General features: G+C 41.6%; 20 protein-coding genes. 10 read left to right on the top strand and 10 right to left on the bottom strand.

Annotated features, from left to right (window positions below; translation table 11 throughout):
• Positions 1-4 precede the first annotated feature (4 nt).
• Both PSH41_RS09425 and PSH41_RS09420 read right to left on the bottom strand, forming a co-directional pair.
• The gene (locus tag PSH41_RS09425) at positions 5-250 is read right to left on the bottom strand and encodes a DUF1289 domain-containing protein (protein WP_004586824.1); all 246 of its coding nucleotides are present in this window, start codon (positions 248-250) and stop codon (positions 5-7) included.
• 108 nt (positions 251-358) lie between these two features.
• Positions 359-1,498, bottom strand: coding sequence for a 1-acyl-sn-glycerol-3-phosphate acyltransferase (locus PSH41_RS09420; RefSeq protein WP_273588899.1), 1,140 nt, complete (start codon positions 1,496-1,498; stop codon positions 359-361).
• A 430-nt stretch (positions 1,499-1,928) separates the two neighbouring features.
• On the opposite strand from PSH41_RS09420, the gene PSH41_RS09415 reads away from it, so the two are divergent.
• The gene (locus PSH41_RS09415) at positions 1,929-2,873 is read left to right on the top strand and encodes a D-2-hydroxyacid dehydrogenase (protein WP_264390075.1); all 945 of its coding nucleotides are present in this window, start codon (positions 1,929-1,931) and stop codon (positions 2,871-2,873) included.
• Positions 2,874-3,167: 294 nt separating this feature from the next.
• Positions 3,168-3,548, top strand: coding sequence for a DUF3192 domain-containing protein (locus tag PSH41_RS09410; protein WP_004585870.1), 381 nt, complete (start codon positions 3,168-3,170; stop codon positions 3,546-3,548).
• 88 nt (positions 3,549-3,636) lie between these two features.
• Here PSH41_RS09410 and PSH41_RS09405 read toward each other — a convergent pair whose 3' ends face one another.
• From PSH41_RS09405 to PSH41_RS09395, 3 genes are all read right to left on the bottom strand, one after another.
• The gene (locus PSH41_RS09405) at positions 3,637-4,542 is read right to left on the bottom strand and encodes a diguanylate cyclase (protein WP_024031527.1); all 906 of its coding nucleotides are present in this window, start codon (positions 4,540-4,542) and stop codon (positions 3,637-3,639) included.
• Positions 4,526-8,317, bottom strand: coding sequence for a PAS domain-containing hybrid sensor histidine kinase/response regulator (locus tag PSH41_RS09400; protein WP_064385726.1), 3,792 nt, complete (start codon positions 8,315-8,317; stop codon positions 4,526-4,528). Before PSH41_RS09400 ends, PSH41_RS09405 begins: the two co-directional genes overlap by 17 nt.
• A gap of 66 nt (positions 8,318-8,383) precedes the next feature.
• Positions 8,384-9,781, bottom strand: coding sequence for a PhoH family protein (locus tag PSH41_RS09395; RefSeq protein ID WP_004585867.1), 1,398 nt, complete (start codon positions 9,779-9,781; stop codon positions 8,384-8,386).
• A 306-nt stretch (positions 9,782-10,087) separates the two neighbouring features.
• Here PSH41_RS09395 and rapA point away from each other — a divergent pair, with 306 nt between their 5' ends.
• Positions 10,088-12,982, top strand: a complete 2,895-nt coding sequence (gene rapA, locus PSH41_RS09390; protein ID WP_096041176.1) for an RNA polymerase-associated protein RapA — start codon at positions 10,088-10,090, stop codon at positions 12,980-12,982.
• A gap of 116 nt (positions 12,983-13,098) precedes the next feature.
• Here rapA and PSH41_RS09385 read toward each other — a convergent pair whose 3' ends face one another.
• Together PSH41_RS09385 and PSH41_RS09380 are read right to left on the bottom strand one after the other, a co-directional pair.
• Positions 13,099-13,380 (bottom strand): type II toxin-antitoxin system RelE/ParE family toxin, encoded by a 282-nt coding sequence (locus tag PSH41_RS09385; protein ID WP_273588898.1) that lies wholly within the window; start codon positions 13,378-13,380, stop codon positions 13,099-13,101.
• Positions 13,380-13,511 carry a hypothetical protein gene (locus PSH41_RS09380; protein WP_269083496.1) on the bottom strand — a complete coding sequence of 44 codons (132 nt, stop codon included), beginning with the start codon at positions 13,509-13,511 and terminating at the stop codon, positions 13,380-13,382. Before PSH41_RS09380 ends, PSH41_RS09385 begins: the two co-directional genes overlap by 1 nt.
• 232 nt (positions 13,512-13,743) lie before the next feature.
• Between PSH41_RS09380 and rluA the strand changes: the two genes are divergently transcribed.
• Together rluA and PSH41_RS09370 are read left to right on the top strand one after the other, a co-directional pair.
• The gene (gene rluA / locus PSH41_RS09375) at positions 13,744-14,397 is read left to right on the top strand and encodes a bifunctional tRNA pseudouridine(32) synthase/23S rRNA pseudouridine(746) synthase RluA (protein ID WP_024031523.1); all 654 of its coding nucleotides are present in this window, start codon (positions 13,744-13,746) and stop codon (positions 14,395-14,397) included.
• An 81-nt stretch (positions 14,398-14,478) separates the two neighbouring features.
• Positions 14,479-15,423, top strand: coding sequence for a DUF3530 family protein (locus PSH41_RS09370; protein WP_273588897.1), 945 nt, complete (start codon positions 14,479-14,481; stop codon positions 15,421-15,423).
• Here the strand turns inward: PSH41_RS09370 and djlA are convergent.
• The 3 genes from djlA to PSH41_RS09355 are packed head-to-tail and all read right to left on the bottom strand — an operon-like array spanning position 15,406 to position 17,944.
• Complete coding sequence (gene djlA / locus PSH41_RS09365) at positions 15,406-16,266, bottom strand: co-chaperone DjlA (RefSeq protein ID WP_029773301.1); 861 nt, start codon at positions 16,264-16,266, stop codon at positions 15,406-15,408. The genes PSH41_RS09370 and djlA overlap by 18 nt on opposite strands.
• A 17-nt stretch (positions 16,267-16,283) precedes the next feature.
• Positions 16,284-16,946, bottom strand: a complete 663-nt coding sequence (murU, locus tag PSH41_RS09360; protein ID WP_273588896.1) for an N-acetylmuramate alpha-1-phosphate uridylyltransferase MurU — start codon at positions 16,944-16,946, stop codon at positions 16,284-16,286.
• Positions 16,943-17,944, bottom strand: a complete 1,002-nt coding sequence (locus PSH41_RS09355) for an aminoglycoside phosphotransferase family protein (RefSeq protein WP_273588895.1) — start codon at positions 17,942-17,944, stop codon at positions 16,943-16,945. Before PSH41_RS09355 ends, murU begins: the two co-directional genes overlap by 4 nt.
• A 101-nt stretch (positions 17,945-18,045) precedes the next feature.
• Between PSH41_RS09355 and lptD the strand changes: the two genes are divergently transcribed.
• The 5 genes from lptD (at position 18,046) to apaG (ending at position 23,857) form a co-directional block, all read left to right on the top strand.
• Positions 18,046-20,298: an LPS assembly protein LptD gene (lptD, locus tag PSH41_RS09350; RefSeq protein ID WP_055254919.1), complete on the top strand. Its 2,253-nt coding sequence runs from the start codon at positions 18,046-18,048 to the stop codon at positions 20,296-20,298.
• Positions 20,299-20,390: 92 nt separating this feature from the next.
• Positions 20,391-21,686, top strand: coding sequence for a peptidylprolyl isomerase SurA (gene surA / locus PSH41_RS09345; RefSeq protein WP_004585858.1), 1,296 nt, complete (start codon positions 20,391-20,393; stop codon positions 21,684-21,686).
• Positions 21,687-21,688: 2 nt separating this feature from the next.
• Positions 21,689-22,681 (top strand): 4-hydroxythreonine-4-phosphate dehydrogenase PdxA, encoded by a 993-nt coding sequence (pdxA, locus tag PSH41_RS09340; RefSeq protein WP_273588894.1) that lies wholly within the window; start codon positions 21,689-21,691, stop codon positions 22,679-22,681.
• On the top strand, positions 22,678-23,484 hold the full coding sequence (gene rsmA / locus PSH41_RS09335) for a 16S rRNA (adenine(1518)-N(6)/adenine(1519)-N(6))-dimethyltransferase RsmA (protein ID WP_004585856.1): 807 nt from the start codon (positions 22,678-22,680) through the stop codon (positions 23,482-23,484). The genes pdxA and rsmA overlap by 4 nt, the downstream gene beginning before the upstream one ends.
• A complete protein-coding gene (apaG, locus tag PSH41_RS09330) occupies positions 23,468-23,857 on the top strand; it encodes a Co2+/Mg2+ efflux protein ApaG (protein WP_004585855.1) in 390 nt (129 codons plus the stop codon). The genes rsmA and apaG overlap by 17 nt, the downstream gene beginning before the upstream one ends.
• The last annotated feature ends 3 nt before the right edge of the window (positions 23,858-23,860 follow it).

The following is a 23,860-nucleotide window of genomic DNA, read 5'->3' as shown; positions in this document are numbered from 1 at the left end:
AGGTTTAAAATTCAAAGCCTTGTTGTTTATCTAAAGTGGCTTGTGATTGCGCAGCTTGGCGCTTTTGTAAATACCGTTTGTAACGTTGCTGGCATAAGCTAAGTACTTTCTTTTTTTGCGCATTGCTTAACGCATTCCAATTAAAACGCTCATCCCGGCTTCGGTAGCAGCCTTTGCAATAACCTCGGTTGTTTACTTGGCAAATACTTTTACAGGGGCTTGGAATATCAAATATTTCAATTTGTTGCATTGCACCCCCTAAGTAGATTAATTGCTTTGTATGAGTATAGCGTTATTTATGCACAAAAAAAAAGCAGCGTTTACGCTGCTTTATTACGCTATTTGCCAACGCAGATGCCTAATGGCTTTGCTCACATACTTTGTTTGTGATTTCAGTTTTGCGTTGAAATGGCTTTGCATACATAGCTAAAACAAGTGGCTTTAGCTCTTCTGGCACTAAGGCTAAACGCTGCTCAAAAGTGGCGGTATCGGGCTCATCAATAACTGCTTGCTTGCACCCACCGGCAATGTAATTTCCTGGGTGTAAGTAAAAAGACTCAACAATGTGCTTATCAATTGTTTGCGCCAGCTCATCAGCATCATCGCAACCGCTTTCAACCGGTTGTCCAAATGCTAAATGCACATGCCCTTTAGCAGAGCTAAATCCTTCAACAATACTTGCTATGTCTTCGCCTGCTGATTTTACGTATTCACCGTGCTGCTGTTTATGATAAAGCTCTTTTGCTTTAGAAATTGCACAAGGCTCATACTGATAAGAAATAGACACCGGAACAATTTTTAACTCTTTAATGTACTCGCCAAATTCTTTCTTTTGTTTACGACCATTAAGTTGCAGCATTTTTAAAAGCGCCGGATCTGTTTGATCAAAGCCGTCTTTTGCACGCCCTTCTTTTTGCGCAATCCAAATAGAATTTCCTGCTGTTAACGAGTCATAAATATACGACGACAACTGCGTAAGCGCCTTAAGCATCTCTTTAGGTGCTTTGGCTGAGCGCTTAACGATAAAGCTTTTATTTAAACGCATCAGCTCGGTTATATACGGTATTTGCAATAAGTTATCACCAATTGCTATACGCACCGTCTTCATTTTATATTGATACAAACCCCAATTAACAAGTGCAGGGTCCAGCACTATGTCGCGGTGGTTTGATATAAATAAATACGCCTGCTGCGGGTCTAATTTGTCTAAACCCGAAAAGGTAACTTTTGAGGTAGTGCGTTTTATAAGTTTATCTAAATACTTTGCAACTTCGTTTTGTACATCTTCAACGCTCGTAAATTTACCCCATTTTTTTCGTAACTGGCTTCTCACCAGTGTACGAGCAATAAAAGGCATAGCGGATATAAAGCGCGGTAAGTTGTACTTTGCTATTACATCTATAAACGCATTATCGTTAATTAAACGCGCTAGCGAGGCCGCAACTTCATCGTCGTTGTAAGGTCTTATGTCTGCGTACTTATCTTCTAATTCACTCATTACTGCATCTACAATGTTAAAAAAACGGCACGCAAAACGTACCGTTTATATATAATTTTGATTATAACTCAGCCACTCTTAAATAAGAAATAGCCATTTGGTTATGCTTATTTGCGAGCCATTTCAGTCTATGACCACACAAAAAGGGGTTGGTGCATTGTTTTTTAGTTTTATCAACGTTAATAAGGCTTGTTGACCTTTCACAGGAAAGTGAGTTCAACCTCAATTGATAAACAGGCCCCAGCGATATAGCCCGCTAAAATATCATGTTATTTATATTTGAGTGGGCAGACCAGCCAATTTAAACTTTTATCAGCAACCTGACTTTTTGTACTAAGCATTTGGTAGTAATAGCATTAACAAAGGTGTGTATTCGTAGTACCTTAAACGCTCTTGCCATTTTACGGTACGCATTTAGATAGGACACACAATGAAAATCACCATTCTCGATAACGCTACTTTAGCTAAAACCTCGTTAACTTGCATTGAAGAACTAGGTGAGCTAACTACTTACGAACTTACGTCACCTGAGCAAGTTGTTGCTCACAGCCAAGGCGCGGACGTCCTTATTACCAACAAGGTTGTGCTAAATCGCGATACGATAAGCCAACTTAAAACGCTTAAGCTTATTTGTGTAAGTGCAACAGGCACTAATAATGTTGATTTAAACGCCGCTGAAGAATTTGGTATTGCCGTTACCAACGTAGCAGGCTACTCAACCCCTTCGGTTGTACAGCACACGTTTTCGTTAGTGACTAATTTATTAGGTAATACACACCGCTACCAGCGCGACTGCCAGCAAGGCGCTTGGCAAAAAAGTGAGATGTTTTGCAGATTAGATTACAGCTTTAATGATTTACAAGGTAAAACATTTGCCATTATAGGTGGCGGAACGCTAGGTAAAGGTGTGGCGACAGTAGCGCAAGCTTTTGGAGCCAATGTAGTGGTTGCAGAGCGTAAAGGCGCCTCTTGTAGAGAAGGCCGTACACCTTTTGAAGAAGTATTAAAAACCGCTGATATAATTAGCGTGCACTGCCCGCTTACTGATGAAACACGTGATTTAATTTCGTTAGATGAGCTAAAAATGATGAAACCCAGCAGTATTATTATCAATACCGCCCGTGGTGGCATTATAAATGAAGCCGACTTAGCCACAGCCCTAGAGCAAAATTTAATTGCCGGTGCGGGAGTGGATGTACTTACTAAAGAGCCGGCAGAGCCTTCTAACCCGCTAGCTAATTACACAGGCGAAAACTTGCTTCTTACACCTCACATTGCATGGGCCAGCACAGAGTCTATCGTGCGCTTAATTAATGAGGTAAGTCTAAATATTGCAGCCTTTACTAACGGCGAGTCTCGTAACCGCTTGGTATAATAGCAATTTGCAATAATAATTAGCGCATTGAGGCTAGGTTTTACCTGCCTCAAAGTCGCTCATCCTATTTAGTAAATAGCTGTAACGTGTTTTCGCTATGCTAAATAAACGCAGGCTAGCTTAATCGTTAAAAAACCTAAAAAGTGGCTGTTTTTGCTAATGATTTTTATAATTAATCACTTAAAAACAGCCATCACAATCTAACCCTATGAATTTTATAACTTTGTTATATTGGCCTATTACTTGCTCCTGATAAGTAAATAATTAAATTAAAACTCATCAAGGACTATAACAATGAAAAAATCACTTTTAGCTGCTGCACTTATTGCTCCGTTTTTAACAGGCTGTGTTATTGCCGTATCAGATGGCGAAGCAGAAACGCACTGGGCAGGTAACGACTCATCAAGCTGGCAACATCAGCATAAAAAAAACCGCGAAGCGATTGCAGATTTAACAATGGATAGCAGCTACCAATCTGTTTTAGCGCAATTAAAAACGCCAAACTTTACCGAGCTATTGAAAAAAGACGATGATGTGTATCAGGTACTGTTTTACGTGACTAACAGCATTCACTCTGATGGCAAAACAACAAAAGATGAATGCACGCCATTGGTATTTAAAAATGATAAATTGGTGGGTATTGGTGAAAGCGCACTGGGCATGATCACAAAATAATCGCTAGTAGCGTAAAGCAGCCCTACTTGGTAATAACATTAACGTGTGGGGCCGATTTAAATAACGCTTTAATATAAACACAGCCACATTATAAGTTAAGCGCAACCACCTGATCTCGCCCTGCATCTTTTGCGGCATATAGCCCTAGGTCAGCTTGTTCGAGTAAGGCTTGTTCGGCACTTGCATTGCCGTTTTCCATACTGGCAATGCCAATACTGATTGTTATGTGATCTGCATTTAACGAAGCTTTGTGCTCTATATTGAGGCTGTTTACTGCTTTTCTTAACTTTTGGGCAAATGCTAATGCCTGTTGTTTATTAACATCGGGTAATACCGCAGCAAACTCTTCCCCCCCGTAGCGGGCAATAAAGTCAGTACTACGCTCACATTGCGCTGCTAACGCCTGGGCAACCTGCTTTAAACACTCATCCCCCGCTCGGTGGCCATAGCAATCGTTGTAACGCTTAAAGTGATCTATATCCATTAATAAAACAGACAAACACGAGCCATTACGTTTACTTCTGCGCCATTCACGAGAGAGGTTTTCATCTAAATAACGCCTGTTGGGTATTTCCGTTAAACCATCAATTGAGGCAAGCATTTCTAACAAATCATTTTTTTGCTTGATCAGTAATTGGTTGCGTACCCTCACTTTGACTATAGACGCATTAAAGGGTTTAGTGATGTAATCCATTGCACCTAACTCAAGGCCTTTTGCTTCATCGGTGTGGCTATTATTAGCCGATATAAACACAATAGGAATAGACTGAGTAATAGGGTTTTCTTTAAGCTGTACAAGCACTTCATAACCATCAATGCCTGGCATCACCACATCTAAAATAATTAAATCGACCTGATTAGATTTAATAAAGGTGAGCGCTTTTTCGCCGCTTTCGACTAAAAATACGTCATGCTCCGTGCCCAGTGTTTTTTCAAGCACCAGCCGGTTAAGGGGATCATCATCCACAATCAGTATTTTAGCTTTTTTCGACATCCCGTCCCCCTAAGGTTTCAATAAATATAATCACTTGCTTTAGCTGAATGATTAGCTCTTTTAAAGTGTGCTGAAGCGGCTCGTTAGTTGTTTTAAGGTGCGTTTCACATTGTTTTGCACACAATGAAAGCCTAATAAAACCTAAGTTACCCGCCACGCCTTTAATGCTATGCACTAAGCGTACCACTTCATCTCGCTGGGTGTTTTCTTCAATTTGTTCTAACTGCGTTTCACACAGCTTCGCAAACTTTCCGACCATGGTTGCCAGTAAATTTTCATCAAAATTAAACTGGGTGAGCGCAAAGCTTTGGTCATAAAACTTAGGTTTTATAAAGTCTACGTCTCTAATTGCATCTAACAGCACAGCTGCAACCACAGGTTTAGTTAAATGCTTATTCATGCCGCTACTAAGTGAGCGCTCAACATCTGCAGGTTCACAATGTGCTGTTAAAGCAAAAATAGGCAGCTGGCGCGCGTCAAACTGTTGGCGAATCAATTGCGTTGCTTGGCAACCATCAATATGCGGCATTTGCACGTCCATCAAAATTAAATCTGGTTTTAATATTTGTAGCAGCTCTATTGCATCTGGCGCATTGGTAACCGTTATTACATTTATATGGGCCTGTTTTAGCACACTGCTAATAATGTCTAAATTAAGCGGGTTATCATCAACCGCCATAATAAGTAGACCCGATATATCTTTTTTTACTTCTTCATTATTTTCAGCGGCTTTAGGTGGCTCTGCCCCCGCATTAGCATTTAAGCTAATCAAGCGCTGAGCTAACGCCGTAGCTTTAACATGTTGCGCGTTAATTTGCGTGGTACAAGGCAATGCTAAAGTGTGTTCGTGATTCACCACAACCACAGGGGATGAGTTGCCACTGAGCGTTTCGTGTATAGATTCAACCTTTAATAAATCGTTCAATGTGGTTTCATCAATAATCAGTTGCTGTGCATCAGCAAGCTTTATTGGGTAGCGAAGCGCCTCTTCTAAATCAATAGCTACCACTTGTGAGTAGGCATTAACCACTTCGTTTAGCTGTACAGTGTCATCGCTCACAATGGCTAACGTATTAGGTATAAATACACTATTTTTAGCCGTATCTACCGCAAGCGCTAGAGTAAAGAAAAACTCACATCCACGGCCTTTGTCGCTATTAATTGCAATTTCGCCGCCCATTAAGGCTACACCATGTTTAACTATAGCAAGTCCAAGCCCGACCCCTTGGTGAATACGCGTAGAGGATTCATCGCCTTGAGTAAAAGCATCAAACAGTCGTCGTTGGTCAGCTTTAGCAATACCTACACCACTGTCTATTACGTGAAAACAAATACGTTGCTGATCTAAAACGTCATTTTCTTCAAGCACCATTTTTAAGGTAATACTGCCTTTATTAGTAAACTTAACGGCATTGGTAAGTAAGTTACCTAATATTTGTTGCAAACGTATTGAATCCCCCACCAGCGCGGGGTTAATGAGTGGATCTATTTCAATATTAAAGCTTAACCCTTTGTTTTGGCACAATGGCGCTGTTAAGCTCTCGCAAATATCAATCAGTTCAACTAAGCAAAAAGGCACCGGTTTTATTTGCGCTTGCGAACTTTCTACTCGGGCAAAATCGAGCATTCTGTTTAGCATTAATAATAAGCTTTGAGCTGCGTTTTTAGCCTGCTTAGTTTGTTGCAGCTGCTTATTTTTTAAGCCTTGCTCTACTATCATATCTAACAGCCCTAACACAGCGTTAAGAGGGGTGCGGATCTCATGGCTTAGATTAGCAATAAAGCGGCTTTTAGCTATTGTTGCGCGTTCTGCGTCATGCTTAGCTTTAGTCAGCGCACTTACATCTTGAATATGAATAACATAATAAGAGGGATCACGGTTTTCATCCCACACCAGCGACACACTCAGCTGCAGCCAACTTGTTAGCTTTCCTTGTGAGAGCGTTAAATGATAAACCCGTTTTTTATCATCTAATAAGTGACAAAGCGCATTTTTTATTTCTTGCCACTGCGCCTCATCAAACAGCATTTTTAGTGGCTCACCAGTTAAAATATCTTGCTGTGAAAATAACTTACGAGCCGCTTTGTTAACTTGCAATATGGTGTGCTCAAGCGAAAGTAACACCACACTGTTTGCTGCAAACTCTATTGCACTTCTAAATTTAGATTCTGACGCTTTTAACGCCGATAGAGTTTGCTGCTGCTCAGTAATGTCTCGCCCAATTCCCATAGTGCCTAATAAGTGCTGGTGCTCGTTATAAAATGGGGCAATCGTTAATTGATACGATTTGTCGGTGCTATCTATGCGTTGCTCAATGCTACTTTTGGTTTGTAAAACTTGCTTTTCTAGTAGGCTTAACTGTAAATCGTCGCTGTCTAAATCTTCAATACGCTTACCGACGAGGATGGCTTGCTCTTTGCCTACATAGGCTTCAAATGCTTTATTACAACCTAAAAAAGAGCCATCAATATTTTTAAAGTAAATAAGATCAGGCACACTATTTAGCATGGTATTTAATAGCGCTAGGTGTCGCTCTTTTGCTTCGTAGCTGCGTTTTAGCTTTTGAGATTGCAACTGTAATTGCTCATCGAGTTCTTTATTAGCCTCTTGGAGCGACTCAACTAACTGTGCATTTTTATCAAATACATATTTAACGCGAGAAAACCAAGGCTGCCAATTTAAAGGAATGGGGTAATTGGAAAGCGCAGCTTTAGGGGCATCATTTTGTTCAAAATATTGCATTAAATGAGTCATAGGTCTAACAAAAATACGTTGGCTTAACCAAAAAAATACCGCAAACATTAAGCTTAAAAATAACGTTAAAAACGCAAACTCTAAAAGAACCTCATACCTAATTGGCGTGATCACTTTTATTTGCGGCTCATAAAAGGCGGCATGAATGGGCAGGTTCCCCATTGCTTGCATAAAAAACTGCGCATTTTTGTTATTAACTAAGTTTATTTTTTCATTGTTATGGGCTAATTCAGGCCAATAATCTTTTAGGGCTGTTGCTTCATTTAACTGCTTAACAGAGCTGGCTATTACTTGATGCGACTGGTTCATAAACACATATTCGCCTTCGCTTGGTGCCACCTTTTTAAGCCAGCTAGACATGGCCTCTAAATCGTATATTAAAATGATGTAGTCTGACGAGTTAGGTTGTTTTTTACGGCCAATAGCAAAATAAGCGCTATCGCGTATTTTAACAATGGCGCTTGAGGTAAGCTGGCCGGGTATAAATGTGGGCTTAAAATTACCATTTAAAATTTTATTAAGCATAGTGCTTTGGCTTTTATTACGCCTTACCACATAGGCAAACCCCGAATCATCAACATAGGCAACGGCCGATAACGATTGCATAAGCGATAACGCGGTATTAAACGTTGGGCTTAGGGTTGTAGCTTGCTGCCATTGGATCAACGCACGGTTAGAAAAAGCAAACTGCCCTTTACCGACTATTTCGCCTTGGCGCTCGCTAAAGTGGCGGTAGTAGTAATTGTCGTATTGATTAATACCTTCTAGTAAGTTGCGATTGAACTGCTCAACACTAGGCTGCTGATACGATATAAAGGCATTGTCAAAAAAGTCGTTTACCGAGCTCATTATATGGCTAACTTGAGCCGACACTTGTTCAAAATCGGCTTGACGTTTTTCTATGGCGCGCTCAACTTTTATATTATACAAGTGCAAACACAGTAAAAATGCCACAAATAAGGGAACAAATAATGCTACAAATAAAGAGCGGTAATAGTCTTTTAGAGGTAAAAATTTCAACGTTTTGCCTAAGTTTTGGCCCGATAGTCAGCCACTAGACTATCGAGCCAAATTGTTCTGCGCAAGTTATAAATTTTCTTCTGCAAAGGAGGCTAAACGGCTGCGCACTACCCCGTTTAAATTAACTGTTGCACTGCCTTCAAAGTCTTTAAAACGCTCAACAATATAAGTAAGGCCGGAGGTAACGGGGGTTAAGTAATTGCTGTCTATTTGCGCTAAATTACCGCTACAAATTAGTTTTGTTCCCTCGCCACAACGGGTAATAATAGTTTTAAGCTGAGATGCCGTTAAGTTTTGGCTCTCATCCAAAATTACCACTGCATTTTGAATACTACGCCCACGCATAAAGTTCACCGACTTAAACTGTACATTGGCTTTTTCCATTATGTAATTGCGACTCGAAATTGGGTTCTCGTCTCCTTTGTGTAGTACCTCTAAGGTGTCGGTAATTGCAGCTAGCCACGGCGCCATTTTTTCTTCTTCGGTACCGGGTAAAAAACCAATAGACTCAGCTATTTCGGGGGTATTACGCGTTACAATGACCTTGTCGTAAATACCGCGCTCAATCACCATTTCAAGCGCACTGGCCAGTGCCAGTAATGTTTTACCGCACCCAGCTGGACCGGTTAAAATAACCAGCTCAATACTAGGGTCAAGCAAAGCGTCGAGAGCCATACCTTGGTAAATATTTTTAGGTTTTACGCCCCACGCTTGCTGGTGCATTAAACGCTCAACACTAATATCTTTTAATTTAATACGCTCGTTATCGTAAGATTTGACCCGCGCAGCAAAGTGCTCGCTGCCATCAAGTATGTACTCATTGCAAAACACATCTGGAATTAAGTTTTTAGCCACATAATGAAACGTATCACGGCCGTGCTGCTGTGTTTCGCATTGCCCTACGTGCTGCCAAAAATCGCCCTCTATTTTTTTATAGCCGCTAGTTAATAAAGCAATATCATCGATTAATTGGTCGGTACGGTAATCTTCAACATATTTAAGGCCTGCACCTTTTGCTTTAAGGCGCATGTTTATATCTTTTGTCACTAATACAATTTTTGAATCGCTGTGCTGTTTTTGTAAATACACGGCGCAGTTAATAATGCGGTGGTCGTTTTCATCCCCCGGTAAACCAGAAATAGAATCTGCAAAAAGATGGTCATTAACAATAATGAGCGTACCGGTTGAATTGGCATTTGCCTTTTTATTGCTAGGCAGTGCAACACCCTGCAACATTTGCTCTGGAGTTGCATCTTTTAGTACCTCATCTAAGCCGCGAATAGCCACTCGTGCATCACGGCTTACGTCGTGTTTTCTATCTTTAATGTGGTCAAGCTCTTCTAAAACAGTCATGGGAATGACAACGTTATGTTCTTGGAAAGACAAATAAGCGAGGGGTTCGTGGAGTAATACATTGGTGTCTAGCACATACATTTTACTTTCAAGGTTCGAAGCTTTTTCCATAGCACTTTCCTTACGTTTTATGATTTTTATGCTATACCAAAATAACTAAGTAAAACGGGCCTAAATTCAAACCTGCAATACTTAATTGCTAAGGCATAATCTAAGTTTAGTCTATTTGTCATAAAAGTCCGTTTTATTACAAACACGATATAGTTTTTATTTACCTAAAAAAGAGCCATTTGTTAGCGCTGTTAATGGGATTAATTCGCACTTATAAAATTAATTAAAAGTGAGTCAAATAGCGCCTTGCAGTGGTGTTATGTAACAGGTAACATAGCCGCCTTTTTCTTCATAGACGAGACATACATGAATTTTTCCTTAGGTCAGCGTTGGATCAGTGATACAGAGTCAGATTTAGGATTAGGCACCGTAGTTGCCATTGAAGGCCGCCAGGTCAGCATTTTATTTCCTGCCAGTGGTGAAAACCGTGTTTATTCTAGTGCAGAAGCACCGGTTACCCGTGTGGCATTTAATCCAGGTGATGTGATCAAAAGCGTTGAAGAATGGGAATTAGAAGTAGAGTCTATTGAAGTGCAAGGTGAACTACTTTGCTACGTAGGTACTCGCGTTGATACCGGCGAAGAAGCAAAGCTAAAAGAAACCTTTTTAGATCATTTTATTAAGTTTAATAAACCGCAAGATCGTTTATTTGCAGGCCAAGTAGATCGCTTTGATCGCTACACCTTACGTTACCAAACATGGCAACACCAATTTGAGCGCCAGCAATCGCCTATTAAAGGCTTAATTGGCCAGCGCGCTAACCTTATTCCGCATCAGCTTTATATTGCACAAGAAGTAGGTAAACGTTTTGCCCCACGTGTACTGCTCTCAGACGAAGTAGGCCTTGGTAAAACCATCGAAGCCGGCATGATTTTGCACCAACAAATCATTAGTGGCCGTGCTAGCCGTGTACTCATTGTGGTGCCAGAAAACCTGCAACACCAATGGTTAGTAGAAATGCTACGCCGCTTTAATTTACGTTTTTCTATTTTTGATGAAGAGCGCTGCGACGAAGCCTTTGCAGACTCGCCAAACGTATTTGATACCGAGCAGCTAGTGCTTACCAGCCTTGAGTTTTTAACCAAGAAAAAACGCTGGTTTGAACAAGCAACACTTGCTGATTGGGATTTATTAGTTGTTGATGAAGCGCACCACCTAAGCATTAACAATGGTAAGCCGAGCACCGAATATCAGCGCATGGCTGAGCTTAGCCAAGATATTCCGGGTCTTATTCTATTAACAGCAACGCCTGATCAACTTGGTCACCGTAGCCACTTTGCCCGCTTGCAATTGCTCGACCCAGATAGATTTTACGACTACGACGTATTCAAAGAAGAAGAAGCTAATTACAAAGACGTTGCCGAAGCGGCAAATCAGCTGCTGCAAGCACAAGCCCTTGATGATACAGCCAAAGCCACACTTATTGAGTTATTAAAAGAAACCGATATTACTGATGTGCTTGAAAAAGCTCAGCAAGGTGATTTACCGGCGCGTAAAGAAATACTTAACATGCTGCTTGATCGCCACGGCACAGGTCGTATTTTGTTTAGAAACAGTCGCAGCGGAATTGATGGCTACCCTAGCCGTAAATTACATGCTTACCCAATGGCACTGCCAAAGCAATATAAAACAGCAATGTCAGTACTTGGCAGCATGAGCGGTATACAAAGTGCTGAGTTAAGCGCACAACGCGCTCTGTTTCCAGAGAAAATCTTTCAAGAGTTTGAAGGTGAAAGTGCCAGCTGGGGCGCATTTGATCCGCGTGTAGATTGGTTAATCGAAACACTTAAAACCCTAAAGCACGAAAAAGTACTGCTTATTTGTGCCAAAGCCGAAACCGCTATTAGCCTTGAGCAAATTTTGCGTGAGCGTGAAGCAATAAAAGCATCTGTGTTCCACGAGGGCATGTCGATTATAGAGCGCGACCGCGCAGCAGCCTTTTTTGCCGATGAATACGACAATGCACAAATACTGCTGTGTTCAGAGATTGGCTCAGAAGGACGTAACTTCCAGTTTTCGCATCACTTAGTGTTATTTGATTTACCACTAAACCCTGACTTACTTGAACAACGTATCGGCCGATTAGACCGTATTGGGCAAACAAAAGATGTTAATATTCATGTGCCGTATTTTGAAAATACAGCGCAAGAAGTATTACTGCGTTGGTACAACGAAGGCCTTGATGCATTTGAAAGCACATCAACCACTGGCCAGCTATTGTATAAAGAATTTAGTGAAGACCTACTTGATTACATTGCTGCCCATAATTGTGATGAAGAAGAGCTCGACCCTCTACTTGAGCAAGTAGCCAAGCAAAATGCCGTGCTACGCAAACAAATGGAAAGTGGCCGTGACCGTTTATTAGAGCTGCATTCATCTGGCCAAGGCGCTGCCGATTCATTGGTTGAAGAAATTGAAGCACTTGATAACCAATTTGAGTTACCAAGTTACATGATCAACGTATTCGACACATTTGGAGTAAGCCAAGAAGACAAAGGCGAAAACACCATTATTTTAAAGCCAACAGAGCATATGCTAAGTGCATCGTTCCCAAGCTTAAAAGAAGATGGCATGACGGTTACCTTTGACCGCGATACCGCCCTTTCGCAAGAAGACGTACATTTTATTAGCTGGGATCATCCTATGGTGCAAGGCACAATGGACATGATTTGTGATGATGACTTTGGTAGTGCCTCTGTTGCTTTACTTAAAAACAAAAAATTACCACCAGGTACCTTTTTTGTTGAGCTAATATTTGTAGCCGAAGCTATGGCACCAAAAGCCCTGCAAGTAGGTCGCTTTTTACCGCCAACGCCTATTCGCATATTACTTGATAAAGCCAGTAATAACCTCGGCGAAAACGTGGCGTTTGATAGCTTTAACCAACAGCTTTCAGCCGTTGGTCGTCAAACTGCAAGTAAATTAGCAGGCGCTTTACAAGGTGCGGTTCACCCAATGATCAACACCGCAAAAGAGATGGCTCAGCAACAGCTTGAGGTTATACGCAGTGCGTCACTTGAAAAAATGCAAAGCACCTTAGGTGAAGAACAAGCTCGCCTTGAAGCGCTTAAGCAAATTAACCCTAATATTCGCCAAGAAGAAATTACCTTCTTCGATAAGCAGCGCAGCGAGCTGACAACGCATATCGAAAAAGCCCAGTTAAAACTTGATGCGATACGCTTAATCGTAGTTTCACACTAAAGGGTGTTTGAGCGTTTAGTTTATAGCTATCAGCCGTTAGTTAGCTCAAGATTTAACTAAACTACACTTCAAAAAGCACGGTTTACAGGCCGTGCTTTTTACATTCACCTCTACAATTACTCATCAGTATCTTGGCCACCTAATGTAGCCATTATTTCAATACCTATTTCTGTAACTCTGTAATAAATGCTGTCTGAGCAACAAACGTCAGGTCGACAGCCTATACGTATATGGTCAACTGATTGGTAGGAATAGGGGTTTGCTGCTAGTTTTTCAAACATAGAGAAGAAACTATAGAAGTAGTTGTCCGCTTGCTGTTGTGAAAATGCTTGGCAGTCATATTGATAAATGCGGCGCAAATCCTCTTTGCCATCGTTTGAAAGTTTAAATGTGAGCACTACTTAATGCTTGATTTGAATTCTGCTAACATTTGATCGGCCGATTGATCACTAAAACCGCTTTTTTCTGAGTTAGCAAGCTTACCATTTATCGCTTCTGCTCTTCTTGCACGGCGAATTAAATCATTCACCAATTCACTTTTATTTGTGTAATCCCCCCACGTTTTCAACGTGATTACGAAGCCATAAATCATTCTGTTCAGTAAGTGAAATACTTTGCCTTGCCATAATGTGTTCCTACAACTTTAAGCTGGTGCAATTTCACACCAGCATGAAAAATACGCAATTAAACTTTTATCTTTTCCTTGAGCCTTTGCTCTCGCTCCCCTAAAATAGCGCCCTGCAAAATTACTGAGGTCGGCCGTGTTAGTTAATTACAATCCCCCAATGAGTCCGTATTTAACAATACTGCACCAAGATGACGACTTGCTCATCGTTAATAAACCCAGCGAACTTTTAACCGTCCCAGGTAAAGATCCAAAACATGCCGATAGCTTAATTAATCGTGTTAACCGTGTTTTTCCTACAGCTAAAATAGTGCACCGCCTAGATATGGCAACCTCGGGCATACTTTGCCTTGCTATGAATAAGGCAGCTCATAGGCATTTAAGTATGCAGTTTCAAGAACGTGAAACTGCAAAACGCTATATTGCACGTGTATACGGCCAACTTGAGCAAGATACCGGTTCAGTTGATTTGCCACTTATCTGTGATTGGCCTAATCGTCCTAAGCAAATGGTTGATTATGAAAACGGTAAGCCCTCGCTAACCCACTTTAAAATACTTGCACGAGAAGCGGGCGCAACACGTGTAGAGCTCACGCCAATTACGGGGCGCTCGCACCAATTACGCGTGCACATGCTAAGCCTTGGCCACCCAATACTGGGCGATAGACTTTATGCCCATAAAGAGGCCCTAGCCGCGGCGCCACGTTTACAACTACATGCGCAAATGTTGCAACTAAAACACCCCGTGACAGAGCAAGTACTGACCTTTGAGGTAGAGCCCGACTTTTAATAGGTAAAGCCCGCAAAGTTAGTACTAAACTTTTACCTTATCGCGCCGATACTTAGTTATTACTCACGTTTTGGGCTTACTATGATATCTGCGCAGCTAATCAAAAAAACGCTACAAAGTGTATGCTGTTGCTCTGCGTTATGCTTAAGCGCATATGCCAGTGCTGCAGAGCATATAGCCCCACCTTCTTTATCAAGTATCGAAAATAGCGATATAAAACGTCTACTACCCAATGATGAAGTTAAACCTATACTTGCTGGCGATACAGAGTTTTTAAGTTTGTATAGCGAATACATGAGCAGCGATTTTAGAGGTATTGTATTACTCATCCCTGATTGGAATTCTACCCCCACTAGCAATGCGGGCATGAGTTACTTGCGAAAAGAGCTTACTAATTTAGGTTACACAACCTACGCCATGACAGTACCCGATATAGATTGGCAAGCAAGTGATATGGCAGCACAAGCAGCTGCCCAATTAAGTACTCAAGCGCAAAATGAAGATCCAACAAAAACGGCGCAAAGTAACAGCGACGGTGCTGTTACAACGGCTCAAGAGCCACACTTTGTTAATGCCATTGATTTGGTGAGTAACGAGGTACTAAGTCATTATAAAACTAATTTAATAATGCGTTATGAGGCGCTCTATCAAAACGCGATGAGTGAGCCAAATAATATTGTCGTCATAGCACAAGGTACCAGTGCGGGAGTATTGCTAGAATACTATGCCGATTTTCCTGACTCGCGAATAGATGCGTTTATAAGCTTAAGTAGTTATTTACCTAATACACAGCGCAATAAAGGTTTAGCGCAAACCACATCGCTGGTGACCCCCGCCTTGCTTGATATTTACTATGCAAATGACAATACCGATATACTTATGAGCCTTAAAAACCGCCAGCGCTGGGTAAATCGAAATGCTAAATTTGATTACCGCCAGCGCCAACTCTTTGGCCTGCGCGATGCGCCAGAGCAGCATGCACGGTTAACTAAAGTGATAGACGGTTTTTTACGCCGCCTTTTTTAAATACTCGTAAGCCGCTTGAATATCTTGGCTTTTTTTAACTGCCACTTCCATCATGTGTTTAGGTAGCCCTTGAGATACTAATTTATCAGGGTGATGCTGCGCCATTAATTTACGATACGCTACTTTAATATCTCGTTGCGTCGCGTCACTACTTAATCCTAATAAAGCCAAGGCCTGTGAGCGGTTCATGCTGTTATTAGGGGGCACATGATGACCAGAGCCTTCACGGTAACTGCTACTTTGACCTTGCTGCTGTTGTCTATACTGTTGTTGCTGCTGTCTAAAACTAAATTCAGCTTGGTAACGCTTAAGAATAAAAGCAAAATGAGTTTTAGAAATACCTAATTGCTTACTTACCTCTTGTAACAGCTGTTTTTCTTGCTCTGCGAGCACGCCATCAGAAAACGCCATTTGAATTTGAATTTCTAAAAACAGTTGCAGTAAGTCGTAACGTTTTGCAAAGCGTTCTTTAAAGTCGTGTACTGTTTCTTTAATCGAAAAGTCGCTGTCTTTACCTGATTGAAATGCATGCTGAGCTTCGCGGCGCTCATCGCCCTTTAGCCCCATTTCATCCATAAACATACTTGCCGCTTTTATATGCACCTCGCTTACGCGACCGTTCGACTTTGCAATATGCCCCATAACCGCAAAGCAGCTCGAAAAAAACAACGCTTGGCGCTCGTTTACATCATCACCTTTAAACAAACCTGAAAAGCCTCCGGCTTTATCAAAATCGTTTTTTAAGCTTTTATCAAATAAATGGCCGAGGTATAAACCTAAAATGGCGCCAAAAATTTTGCCAAACATAAAGCCAAAACAAAAACCGAGTATTTTTCCCCACATCTAATTAACTGCCTCTATTAAAGTGTGTTTTGTATGCGCTCGTTGAGCTGCGCGAGTCGCTGTGGTGTGCCTATATCGTCCCACTGACCAATATAAAGCTCAGTTGAGATAACTTGTTGGGCGAGTTTTTCTCGCAGTATTGGCCCAAGCGGGCGTATGCCAGGCTCTAAACCTTTAAAAAAATTAGCGTGGTAACGGCTAATCCCCGAAAATGTATACTTTTGACTCTCAGCCGATAAGTGACTTAACGCAAAATCCCCTTTTTCATTATGAGGTGGGTTTTCTACTAACACTATGTGGGCCTCGCCGTCTTGCAGGTGCAATTGTGTAAGCGCACTCACATCGTAATCTGTGTATACATCGCCATTAATTACAATAAATTGATCACCCAGTAATGGCAGCGCCTGAATAATTCCGCCTGCGGTTTCAAGGCCGCCCTCAGCCTCTTGGCTATATTCAATACGCACACCAAACTCAGCGCCATTTTTAAAATAGCTTTTTATTTTATCCCCTTGCCAAGCTAGGTTTATAACAATGTTAGTAATGTCAGCGGCTTTAAGGTTATTAATATGGTGCTCAATCAGCGGTTTACCCGCCACTTTTAGCATAGGTTTAGGCATAGCTTGTGTAAGCGGCATCATTCGCTGGCCGCGCCCGGCAGCTAAAATCATGGCTTTCATGTGCGCTCCTTAGCTAATTTTAGTGTTACCTGCGGTATTACAGTGCTGCTTACCCACTCACTTAACGCTGCAAGCTCTGGATAGGTTTTAGCAACATCAACAATGTAATCCAACGTCGGTAAAATATTATCAAGGTAACCGGTTTTGCCATCGCGTAAATAGAGCCGGCAAAATATTCCCGCCGCCTTTAAATGGCGCTGAATACCCGTTAAATCAAACCACTGTTTAAACTGCTCAAAAGAAGTATCTGTTATTAATTTTTGCGCTGTAAATTCTTCATATCCGTACTCAAGCAGCTGATTAAGCTGTGCTTGTGGCAACTTAAAGTAGCAATCACGTAGCAGCGACACTAAGTCATAACACAGCGGCCCGCGCACGGCATCTTGGTAATCTATAATTGCCCACTGCTCATTGCTATACATAATATTACGGCTGTGATAATCACGATGAACCGTCACCGTAGGCTGCGCTAGCATAGCGTTCGTTAATAGCTCACAGCTTTGCTGCCAAAGTGTTTTTTGCTCAGTACTCATTGTTAAGCCAATAAAATCAGTAACCAGCCATTGGCTAAAAATATTCAGCTCAAGGTGAATAAATTCTTTATTATAATTTTGCATAGCTGCTGACTCAGGTGTTTTGGCCCAGCTTGCCGCTAAACGGATTAATTGCTTGTAATATTCATCTCTATTTGGTTCATCGAGCTTATCGGCTAAATGTGTATTTCCTAAGTCACTTAACACAAAAAAGCCCTGTTCTTCATCGCTTGCAATTATTTCAGGCAATAAAAAGCCGTTGTCGGTGAATACTTTATTAAGAGAGATATACGGAGCGTTATTTACTTTTTGTGGGTCGGAGTCCATCACAATAAACGCTTTTCCGGCACAGCTTAAACGGTAATAACGGCGAAAGCTGGCATCCCCAGTAATGGCTACTAAGGAGTGTGGTTTAGCATCAAAGTGCGTATTTATAAATAGTTGTAAATTATCAAAGCGTGTCATTATATAAGATGTCTATTTTTATAGGTCAATTACTGTATTTGCCATTGTTTTCCTTTATTATGTCTAGCTTATAATAAACCAAAGAGCATTAAGGTCGATAAATGAGCAAAACCTGGGGCATATTGATGCTAGGCGTAATTAGCGCACCATCGCTTGCCGAAACTGAACTGGCACACAATTTATGTGGCATTTCAATGCAAACCAGAGCTTGGCAACCTCTACCAAATTTAGCGGTAGGATCGGTTGATATACAAGCTGACGATGTAGAGCTCTTAGGCACACAAAGCGCTGAATTTACCGGCAATGTTGATATTAACACCCTTGATATGAGTTTGTCCGCACAAACTGCGCTTATAGATAAACAGCGCGGTTTACTTAATGCAACAGGCCCTATTACTTATCAAGACCGTGTAAGCCAAGTAAACAGCTCAGGTTTAAATGCCGATTTAAATAATTCAGAAATAAGCCTACTAGGTGCCGATTACAGCTTAACAGCGCAACAAGGCAAAGGTGGCGCCGAAAAACTCACCGTCAACGAGTCTGGCTTATTGTTAATGAATGCAAGCTTTACTACTTGCCCAAGCGATACACCCGTGTGGGAAATAGAAGCCGACGAAATTAACCTCTCTCGTGAAGAAGGCTGGGGCGAAACCTATAACGCCGTTTTACGTATTCTTGACACTCCCGTTTTATATTTACCTTATTTCACGTTTCCATTGGATGAGCGACGCAAGTCGGGCTTATTAACACCAAGCATTTCGAGCTCCGACCGTTACGGCCTTGAAACTGTTACGCCTTATTATTGGAATATTGCGCCTAATTTTGACGCCACTATTACACCACGTTATATGTCGCGCAAAGGCTTACAATTGCAAACTGAGTTTAGATACCTCACGGAGCAACATGAAGGCTTAGTCGGTATTGAGTATTTAGATAGCGATGATTCGGAGCCAAGCCTTGATGAGCGCTATATGTTTCATTGGCAGCAACAAAGCTATTTAAGTGAAGACTGGCGCGCCAATATTGATGTAACTAACGTCAGTGATGACAACTACATCACCGATTTAAGCTCTAATTACGCAAATAAAACCGATACCCAACTTTATCGTACCGGCTCTGTGACTCACCTTGGTGACACATGGCGTACCGATATTAAATTTCAAAACTTTGAAGTACTGGGCGATCACTTAGAGTCGTATGCCGCGGTCCCACAAATTAGCTTTACACAAACCGCCCCATGGCGTTTTGATAACTTTGACTTTAGTTTGTCGGGTGAAGTAAGCCACTTTACCAACGACTCTTCAGAAATAGCCATAGACAGTGCTACCCGTGTACACGTAGAGCCAAAAGCGCGCTTTAACTACGCAACACATGCGTGGTCGTTTCTCTCAGAAGTGAGCTTATTGCAAACTAACTACAAGCAAAGTGGTAATTTAACGGGCACTCAATATAGCGATAGCGTTTCGCGTACCTTGCCAAAAGTACGTTTGTACTCGCAGCTTAACTTTGAACGTGACACCTCGACCTTTTTTGAAGATGGCATTCAAACTCTTGAGCCACAAATACAGTATTTATATACCCCTAATAAGGATCAATCTGAGATAGGTCTATTTGACACCACTCGCCTACAGGATGACTTTTTTGGCCTATTTAGAGATACGCGCTTTTCGGGTGTAGACCGTATAGCCGCAGCTAACCAATTTACGTTAGGTGCAACAACACGCTTATTTGATAATAAACACGAAGAAGTGTTTAACTTTAGCGCGGGTCAAATTTTTTACCTAAACGACTCGGCTAAACCTACCGAGCAAGATTTAGACTCAGAGACAAACTACAACGCCCTTTTTGCAGCGCAAACAATGCTACATTGGCACCGCCGTTGGTACCTCTCAGCGGGTATGCAATACGACACGGATGGTAAGCAAATGATCCAGTCAAATGTCACCCTCGATTACAAAGGTGACAATAATGAGCTAGTTCAATTGAACCATCGCTATGCAAATGATGTCTCAGGAAATACAATCGAGCAAACGGGTGTATTTACAAGTATCCCAATTAGTGATCAGTGGCAATTTATTGCAAGCTACCACCGGGACCTTGAAAATAATCGAAGCATCGAATTTTTAAGCGGATTACAGTATGAATCATGCTGTTGGGCAATCCAAATTACTGGTCACCGTCAGATTGAAACCGATTTAAATCAGTCTATCGGGCAGCAACAAGCCACTTTTGATTCAGGTATTAGTTTAAACTTTGTATTAAAAGGACTTGGCAGTAAGAGCCGTTACGATGCACAAAAATTATTACAACAAGGTATTTTTGGCTACCGTAGACCGTATTTTCTTAATAATTAAGGCAAACGAGCAATTAAGGTGATACTTTAAAGCCCTAAAATGCAGTACGCCCTGTTTTAAAGCAGTACTATTAGAAGAGTAGTAAAAAAAATATGAATTTAAAAAAACTATTATCAACAGCTATTTTAAGCTTAAGCTTATGCCATGGCGCATTTGCCGCCCCACAGGAAATCGACAAAGTAATTGGTGTTGTAAACCAAGGCGTAATTTTAAAAAGTGAAGTAGACACCATAATTAATCGTGTTAAAAAGCAAGCCGCAGAGCAAGGCCAACAACTTCCTAAAGACGAAACGCTTCGCGTACAAGCCGTTGAGCGTTTAGTTAACCAAACGCTTATGATGCAAATGGCTGAACGTATGGGCCTTGAAATTTCAGACAGCCAGTTAGACCAAACACTCGCGAATATGGCAAAAGATCAAGGCGGCAGCATTGCCGATCTTCGTCGTACCATTGAAGCCGCTGGCGAGAGCTTTCAAGCCTACCGCGAAGAAATTCGTAAAGAGATCACCACCCAACAGGTTACCCGTGCCAATGTAGATCGTCGAATCTATATTAGCCAACAAGAAGTAGATAACCTGTTAAAAATAATGGAAAGCCAAGGTCAAAACTCTGAAGAGTATGATATTGGCCACATCCTTATTGATATTCCTAACGATGCAACAGCAGATGAAATCACCAGTGCTAAAACCCGTGCTGACAAAGTTATTGAGCTATTAAACGATGGCCAAGAGTTTAAACGCATCGCTATTTCATCATCAGGTGGCTCAAAAGCGCTTGAAGGTGGACAACTCGGTTATATGGGTATCAACGAAATGCCTTCGTTATTTGCCGAAGCTGTAAAAGGTCAAAAGAAAGGCGCTATTGTTGGCCCGCTTCGCTCGGGTGCTGGCTTTCATATAATTAAGGTGCAAGATGTACGTGGTCGCCAATTAGTAGAAACTACAGAAGTACGCTCACGCCATATTCTTATTAAGCCTTCAATTATTTTAAGTGAAGAAAAAGCACGTAGCATGCTAGCAGGATTTGCCAAAGATTTACGCGCAGGAAAAGCAGACTTTGCTGAGCTTGCTAAAGAATACTCAGAAGATCCAGGCTCAGCCCTTAAAGGCGGTGAGTATGATTGGACTGACCCAACAACGTATGTACCGGCGTTTAAAGATACTTTGTTATCACTTGATAAAAATCAAATTAGTGAACCATTTAGAACACAATTTGGTTGGCACATAGTACAACTTTTAGATAAACGTGTAGCAGATAAAACCGAGCTAGCTAAACGTAACCGTGCGCACGGCATGTTGTTTAATCGTAAATTTAAAGAAGAAAGTTTTAACTGGCAGCAAGAAATGCGCGAACAAGCCCATGTTGAAATTTTCCCTATAGACGAGTAATTATGACATTACGAATTGCAATTACCCCGGGTGAACCCGCGGGGATTGGCCCTGACTTGCTGCTGCAATTAGCGCAGCAACCATGGCAAGCTCAACTGGTCGCTATCGCCGACAAACAGTTATTAAAAGAACGCGCTCAACACTTGGGCCTTAATATTGAGCTAATTGATTTTGATGAAAATGCCCCTGCAGCTATAGCGCCTGCAGGTAGCATTTATATTCACCAAATAGATTTAGGCACTGACGTTAAGCTAGGTAAACTAGACGACTTAAACGGCCAATACGTGCTTGATACCTTACGTATTGCCAGCGAAAAGAATATGGACGGTACCTTTGATGCCGTTGTCACGGGCCCTGTTCACAAAGGGATTATTAATAAAGCCGGTATTTCCTTTAGTGGCCACACTGAGTACTTTGCTCAGCAGTCGGGCACCTCTGATGTCGTAATGATGCTAGCAACTGAAGGCTTGCGTGTTGCCCTAGTAACAACGCATATACCACTGGCTTATGTATCGCGTGCAATTACACAAGAGCGCTTAACCAAAGTTATTAGTATTTTAAACCACGACTTACAAACTAAGTTTGGTATTGAGCAACCAAAAATTTTAGTGTGTGGATTAAACCCCCATGCCGGCGAAGACGGTCATTTAGGCACAGAAGAAATAGAGACAATTTCACCTACGCTTGAGCTCTTAAACAGCCAAGGCATGAATTTAATTGGTCCGCTTCCTGCCGATACCCTATTTCAGGATAAATACCTCTCTCAAGCCGATGCCGTGCTTGCTATGTATCACGATCAGGGTTTACCTGTGCTAAAATACAAGGGATTTGGTAACTCGGTAAATATAACCTTAGGTTTACCATTTATCCGCACTTCGGTTGATCACGGTACTGCGCTTGATTTAGCAGGCACCGGTGACGCTGAAGTTGGCAGTTTTGAATTAGCGATCCGCGAAGCAATTAAGCTCGCCCATGAAAAAGCACAGAATCAATGACCGATAAAGTACATTTAGGACACCGCGCCCGTAAACGTTTTGGGCAAAACTTTTTATTTGATGAATCTATCATTGATAAAATAGTGACTGCAATCGATCCTAAACCACAAGACAACCTAGTAGAGATTGGCCCAGGTTTAGGCGCAATTACCGAGCCTGTTGCCGATTTAAGCGGCCAACTTACTGTTGTTGAGCTAGATAAAGACTTAGCTCAGCGTTTAATTGAGCACCCTTTTTTAGGTCCTAAATTAAACGTAAACCAAGGCGATGCAATGAAGTTTGACTTTGCAAGCCTAGTACGCGATGACAAAAAATTAAAAGTGTTTGGTAACCTGCCTTACAATATTTCTACGCCATTACTGTTTCATCTTTTTGAGTTTGCTGATCATATTGAGCACATGCACTTTATGCTGCAAAAAGAAGTAGTAAAACGTATGGTTGCAGGCCCAGGCAGCAAAACTTTTGGCCGCTTAAGCGTGATGACACAATACTACTGCCACGCAATGCCCGTGGTTGAAGTACCGCCAGAGTGTTTTAAACCAGCACCTAAAGTAGACTCTGCGGTTATTCGTCTGATCCCTAAAAAAGCCGAGCAACGTACCGCTAAAAGCGTGAAAATTTTAAACACCGTGTGTTTAGAAGCCTTTAACCAACGCCGTAAAACATTGCGTAACAGCTTAGGCAACTTACTCACCGCAGATGAGCTTACCAGCATTGGTATTGATATTACTTTGCGTGCTGAAAGCCTAACGTTACAACAATTTATTGATATAGCTAATTGGATTTATGACAACAAGCAGTAATATTGGCTCTCCTGTAAAAGTCTCTGTAGAGACTTTTTATGTTGAAGGGCAATCTCAGCCTGAGCTAGAAAAGTACGTTTTTGCCTACTCAGTGACAATTAAAAACCACAGTCTTTGCAGCGCTACACTTTTAAGCCGTTATTGGTTGATCACCGATGCCAATGGTAAAGAAGTTGAAGTAGAGGGCGAAGGCGTTGTGGGCGAAACTCCCGTTATAGGCCCAGGCGAAACTTATAAATACACCAGTGGCGCAATATTAGACACCCCTGTTGGCACCATGCAGGGACACTACACACTGCGCAATGAGTTTGGCTCTGAGTTTGAAGCACCTATAAGCGTATTTCGTTTAGCGTGCCCTAACATTTTACATTAGTAA

It is taken from the genome of Pseudoalteromonas sp. CST2 (assembly GCF_028599385.1).
In the GTDB taxonomy this organism is placed as follows: Bacteria; Pseudomonadota; Gammaproteobacteria; order Enterobacterales; family Alteromonadaceae; genus Pseudoalteromonas; species Pseudoalteromonas atlantica.
This window is presented reverse-complemented; position numbering and strand designations above follow the sequence as displayed.

What these genes read in the sequence shown, in the direction of transcription:
- djlA (WP_029773301.1), bottom strand. Translation starts at nt 16,266, where the DNA reads ATGTGGGGAAAAATACTCGGTTTTTGTTTTGGCTTTATGTTTGGCAAA.
- pdxA (WP_273588894.1), top strand. Translation starts at nt 21,689, where the DNA reads ATGACATTACGAATTGCAATTACCCCGGGTGAACCCGCGGGGATTGGC.
- apaG (WP_004585855.1), top strand. Translation starts at nt 23,468, where the DNA reads ATGACAACAAGCAGTAATATTGGCTCTCCTGTAAAAGTCTCTGTAGAG.
- PSH41_RS09420 (WP_273588899.1), bottom strand. Translation starts at nt 1,498, where the DNA reads ATGAGTGAATTAGAAGATAAGTACGCAGACATAAGACCTTACAACGAC.
- lptD (WP_055254919.1), top strand. Translation starts at nt 18,046, where the DNA reads ATGAGCAAAACCTGGGGCATATTGATGCTAGGCGTAATTAGCGCACCA.
- PSH41_RS09415 (WP_264390075.1), top strand. Translation starts at nt 1,929, where the DNA reads ATGAAAATCACCATTCTCGATAACGCTACTTTAGCTAAAACCTCGTTA.
- PSH41_RS09355 (WP_273588895.1), bottom strand. Translation starts at nt 17,944, where the DNA reads ATGACACGCTTTGATAATTTACAACTATTTATAAATACGCACTTTGAT.
- PSH41_RS09395 (WP_004585867.1), bottom strand. Translation starts at nt 9,781, where the DNA reads ATGGAAAAAGCTTCGAACCTTGAAAGTAAAATGTATGTGCTAGACACC.
- PSH41_RS09370 (WP_273588897.1), top strand. Translation starts at nt 14,479, where the DNA reads ATGATATCTGCGCAGCTAATCAAAAAAACGCTACAAAGTGTATGCTGT.
- PSH41_RS09410 (WP_004585870.1), top strand. Translation starts at nt 3,168, where the DNA reads ATGAAAAAATCACTTTTAGCTGCTGCACTTATTGCTCCGTTTTTAACA.
- PSH41_RS09425 (WP_004586824.1), bottom strand. Translation starts at nt 250, where the DNA reads ATGCAACAAATTGAAATATTTGATATTCCAAGCCCCTGTAAAAGTATT.
- rapA (WP_096041176.1), top strand. Translation starts at nt 10,088, where the DNA reads ATGAATTTTTCCTTAGGTCAGCGTTGGATCAGTGATACAGAGTCAGAT.
- rsmA (WP_004585856.1), top strand. Translation starts at nt 22,678, where the DNA reads ATGACCGATAAAGTACATTTAGGACACCGCGCCCGTAAACGTTTTGGG.
- surA (WP_004585858.1), top strand. Translation starts at nt 20,391, where the DNA reads ATGAATTTAAAAAAACTATTATCAACAGCTATTTTAAGCTTAAGCTTA.
- murU (WP_273588896.1), bottom strand. Translation starts at nt 16,946, where the DNA reads ATGAAAGCCATGATTTTAGCTGCCGGGCGCGGCCAGCGAATGATGCCG.
- PSH41_RS09405 (WP_024031527.1), bottom strand. Translation starts at nt 4,542, where the DNA reads ATGTCGAAAAAAGCTAAAATACTGATTGTGGATGATGATCCCCTTAAC.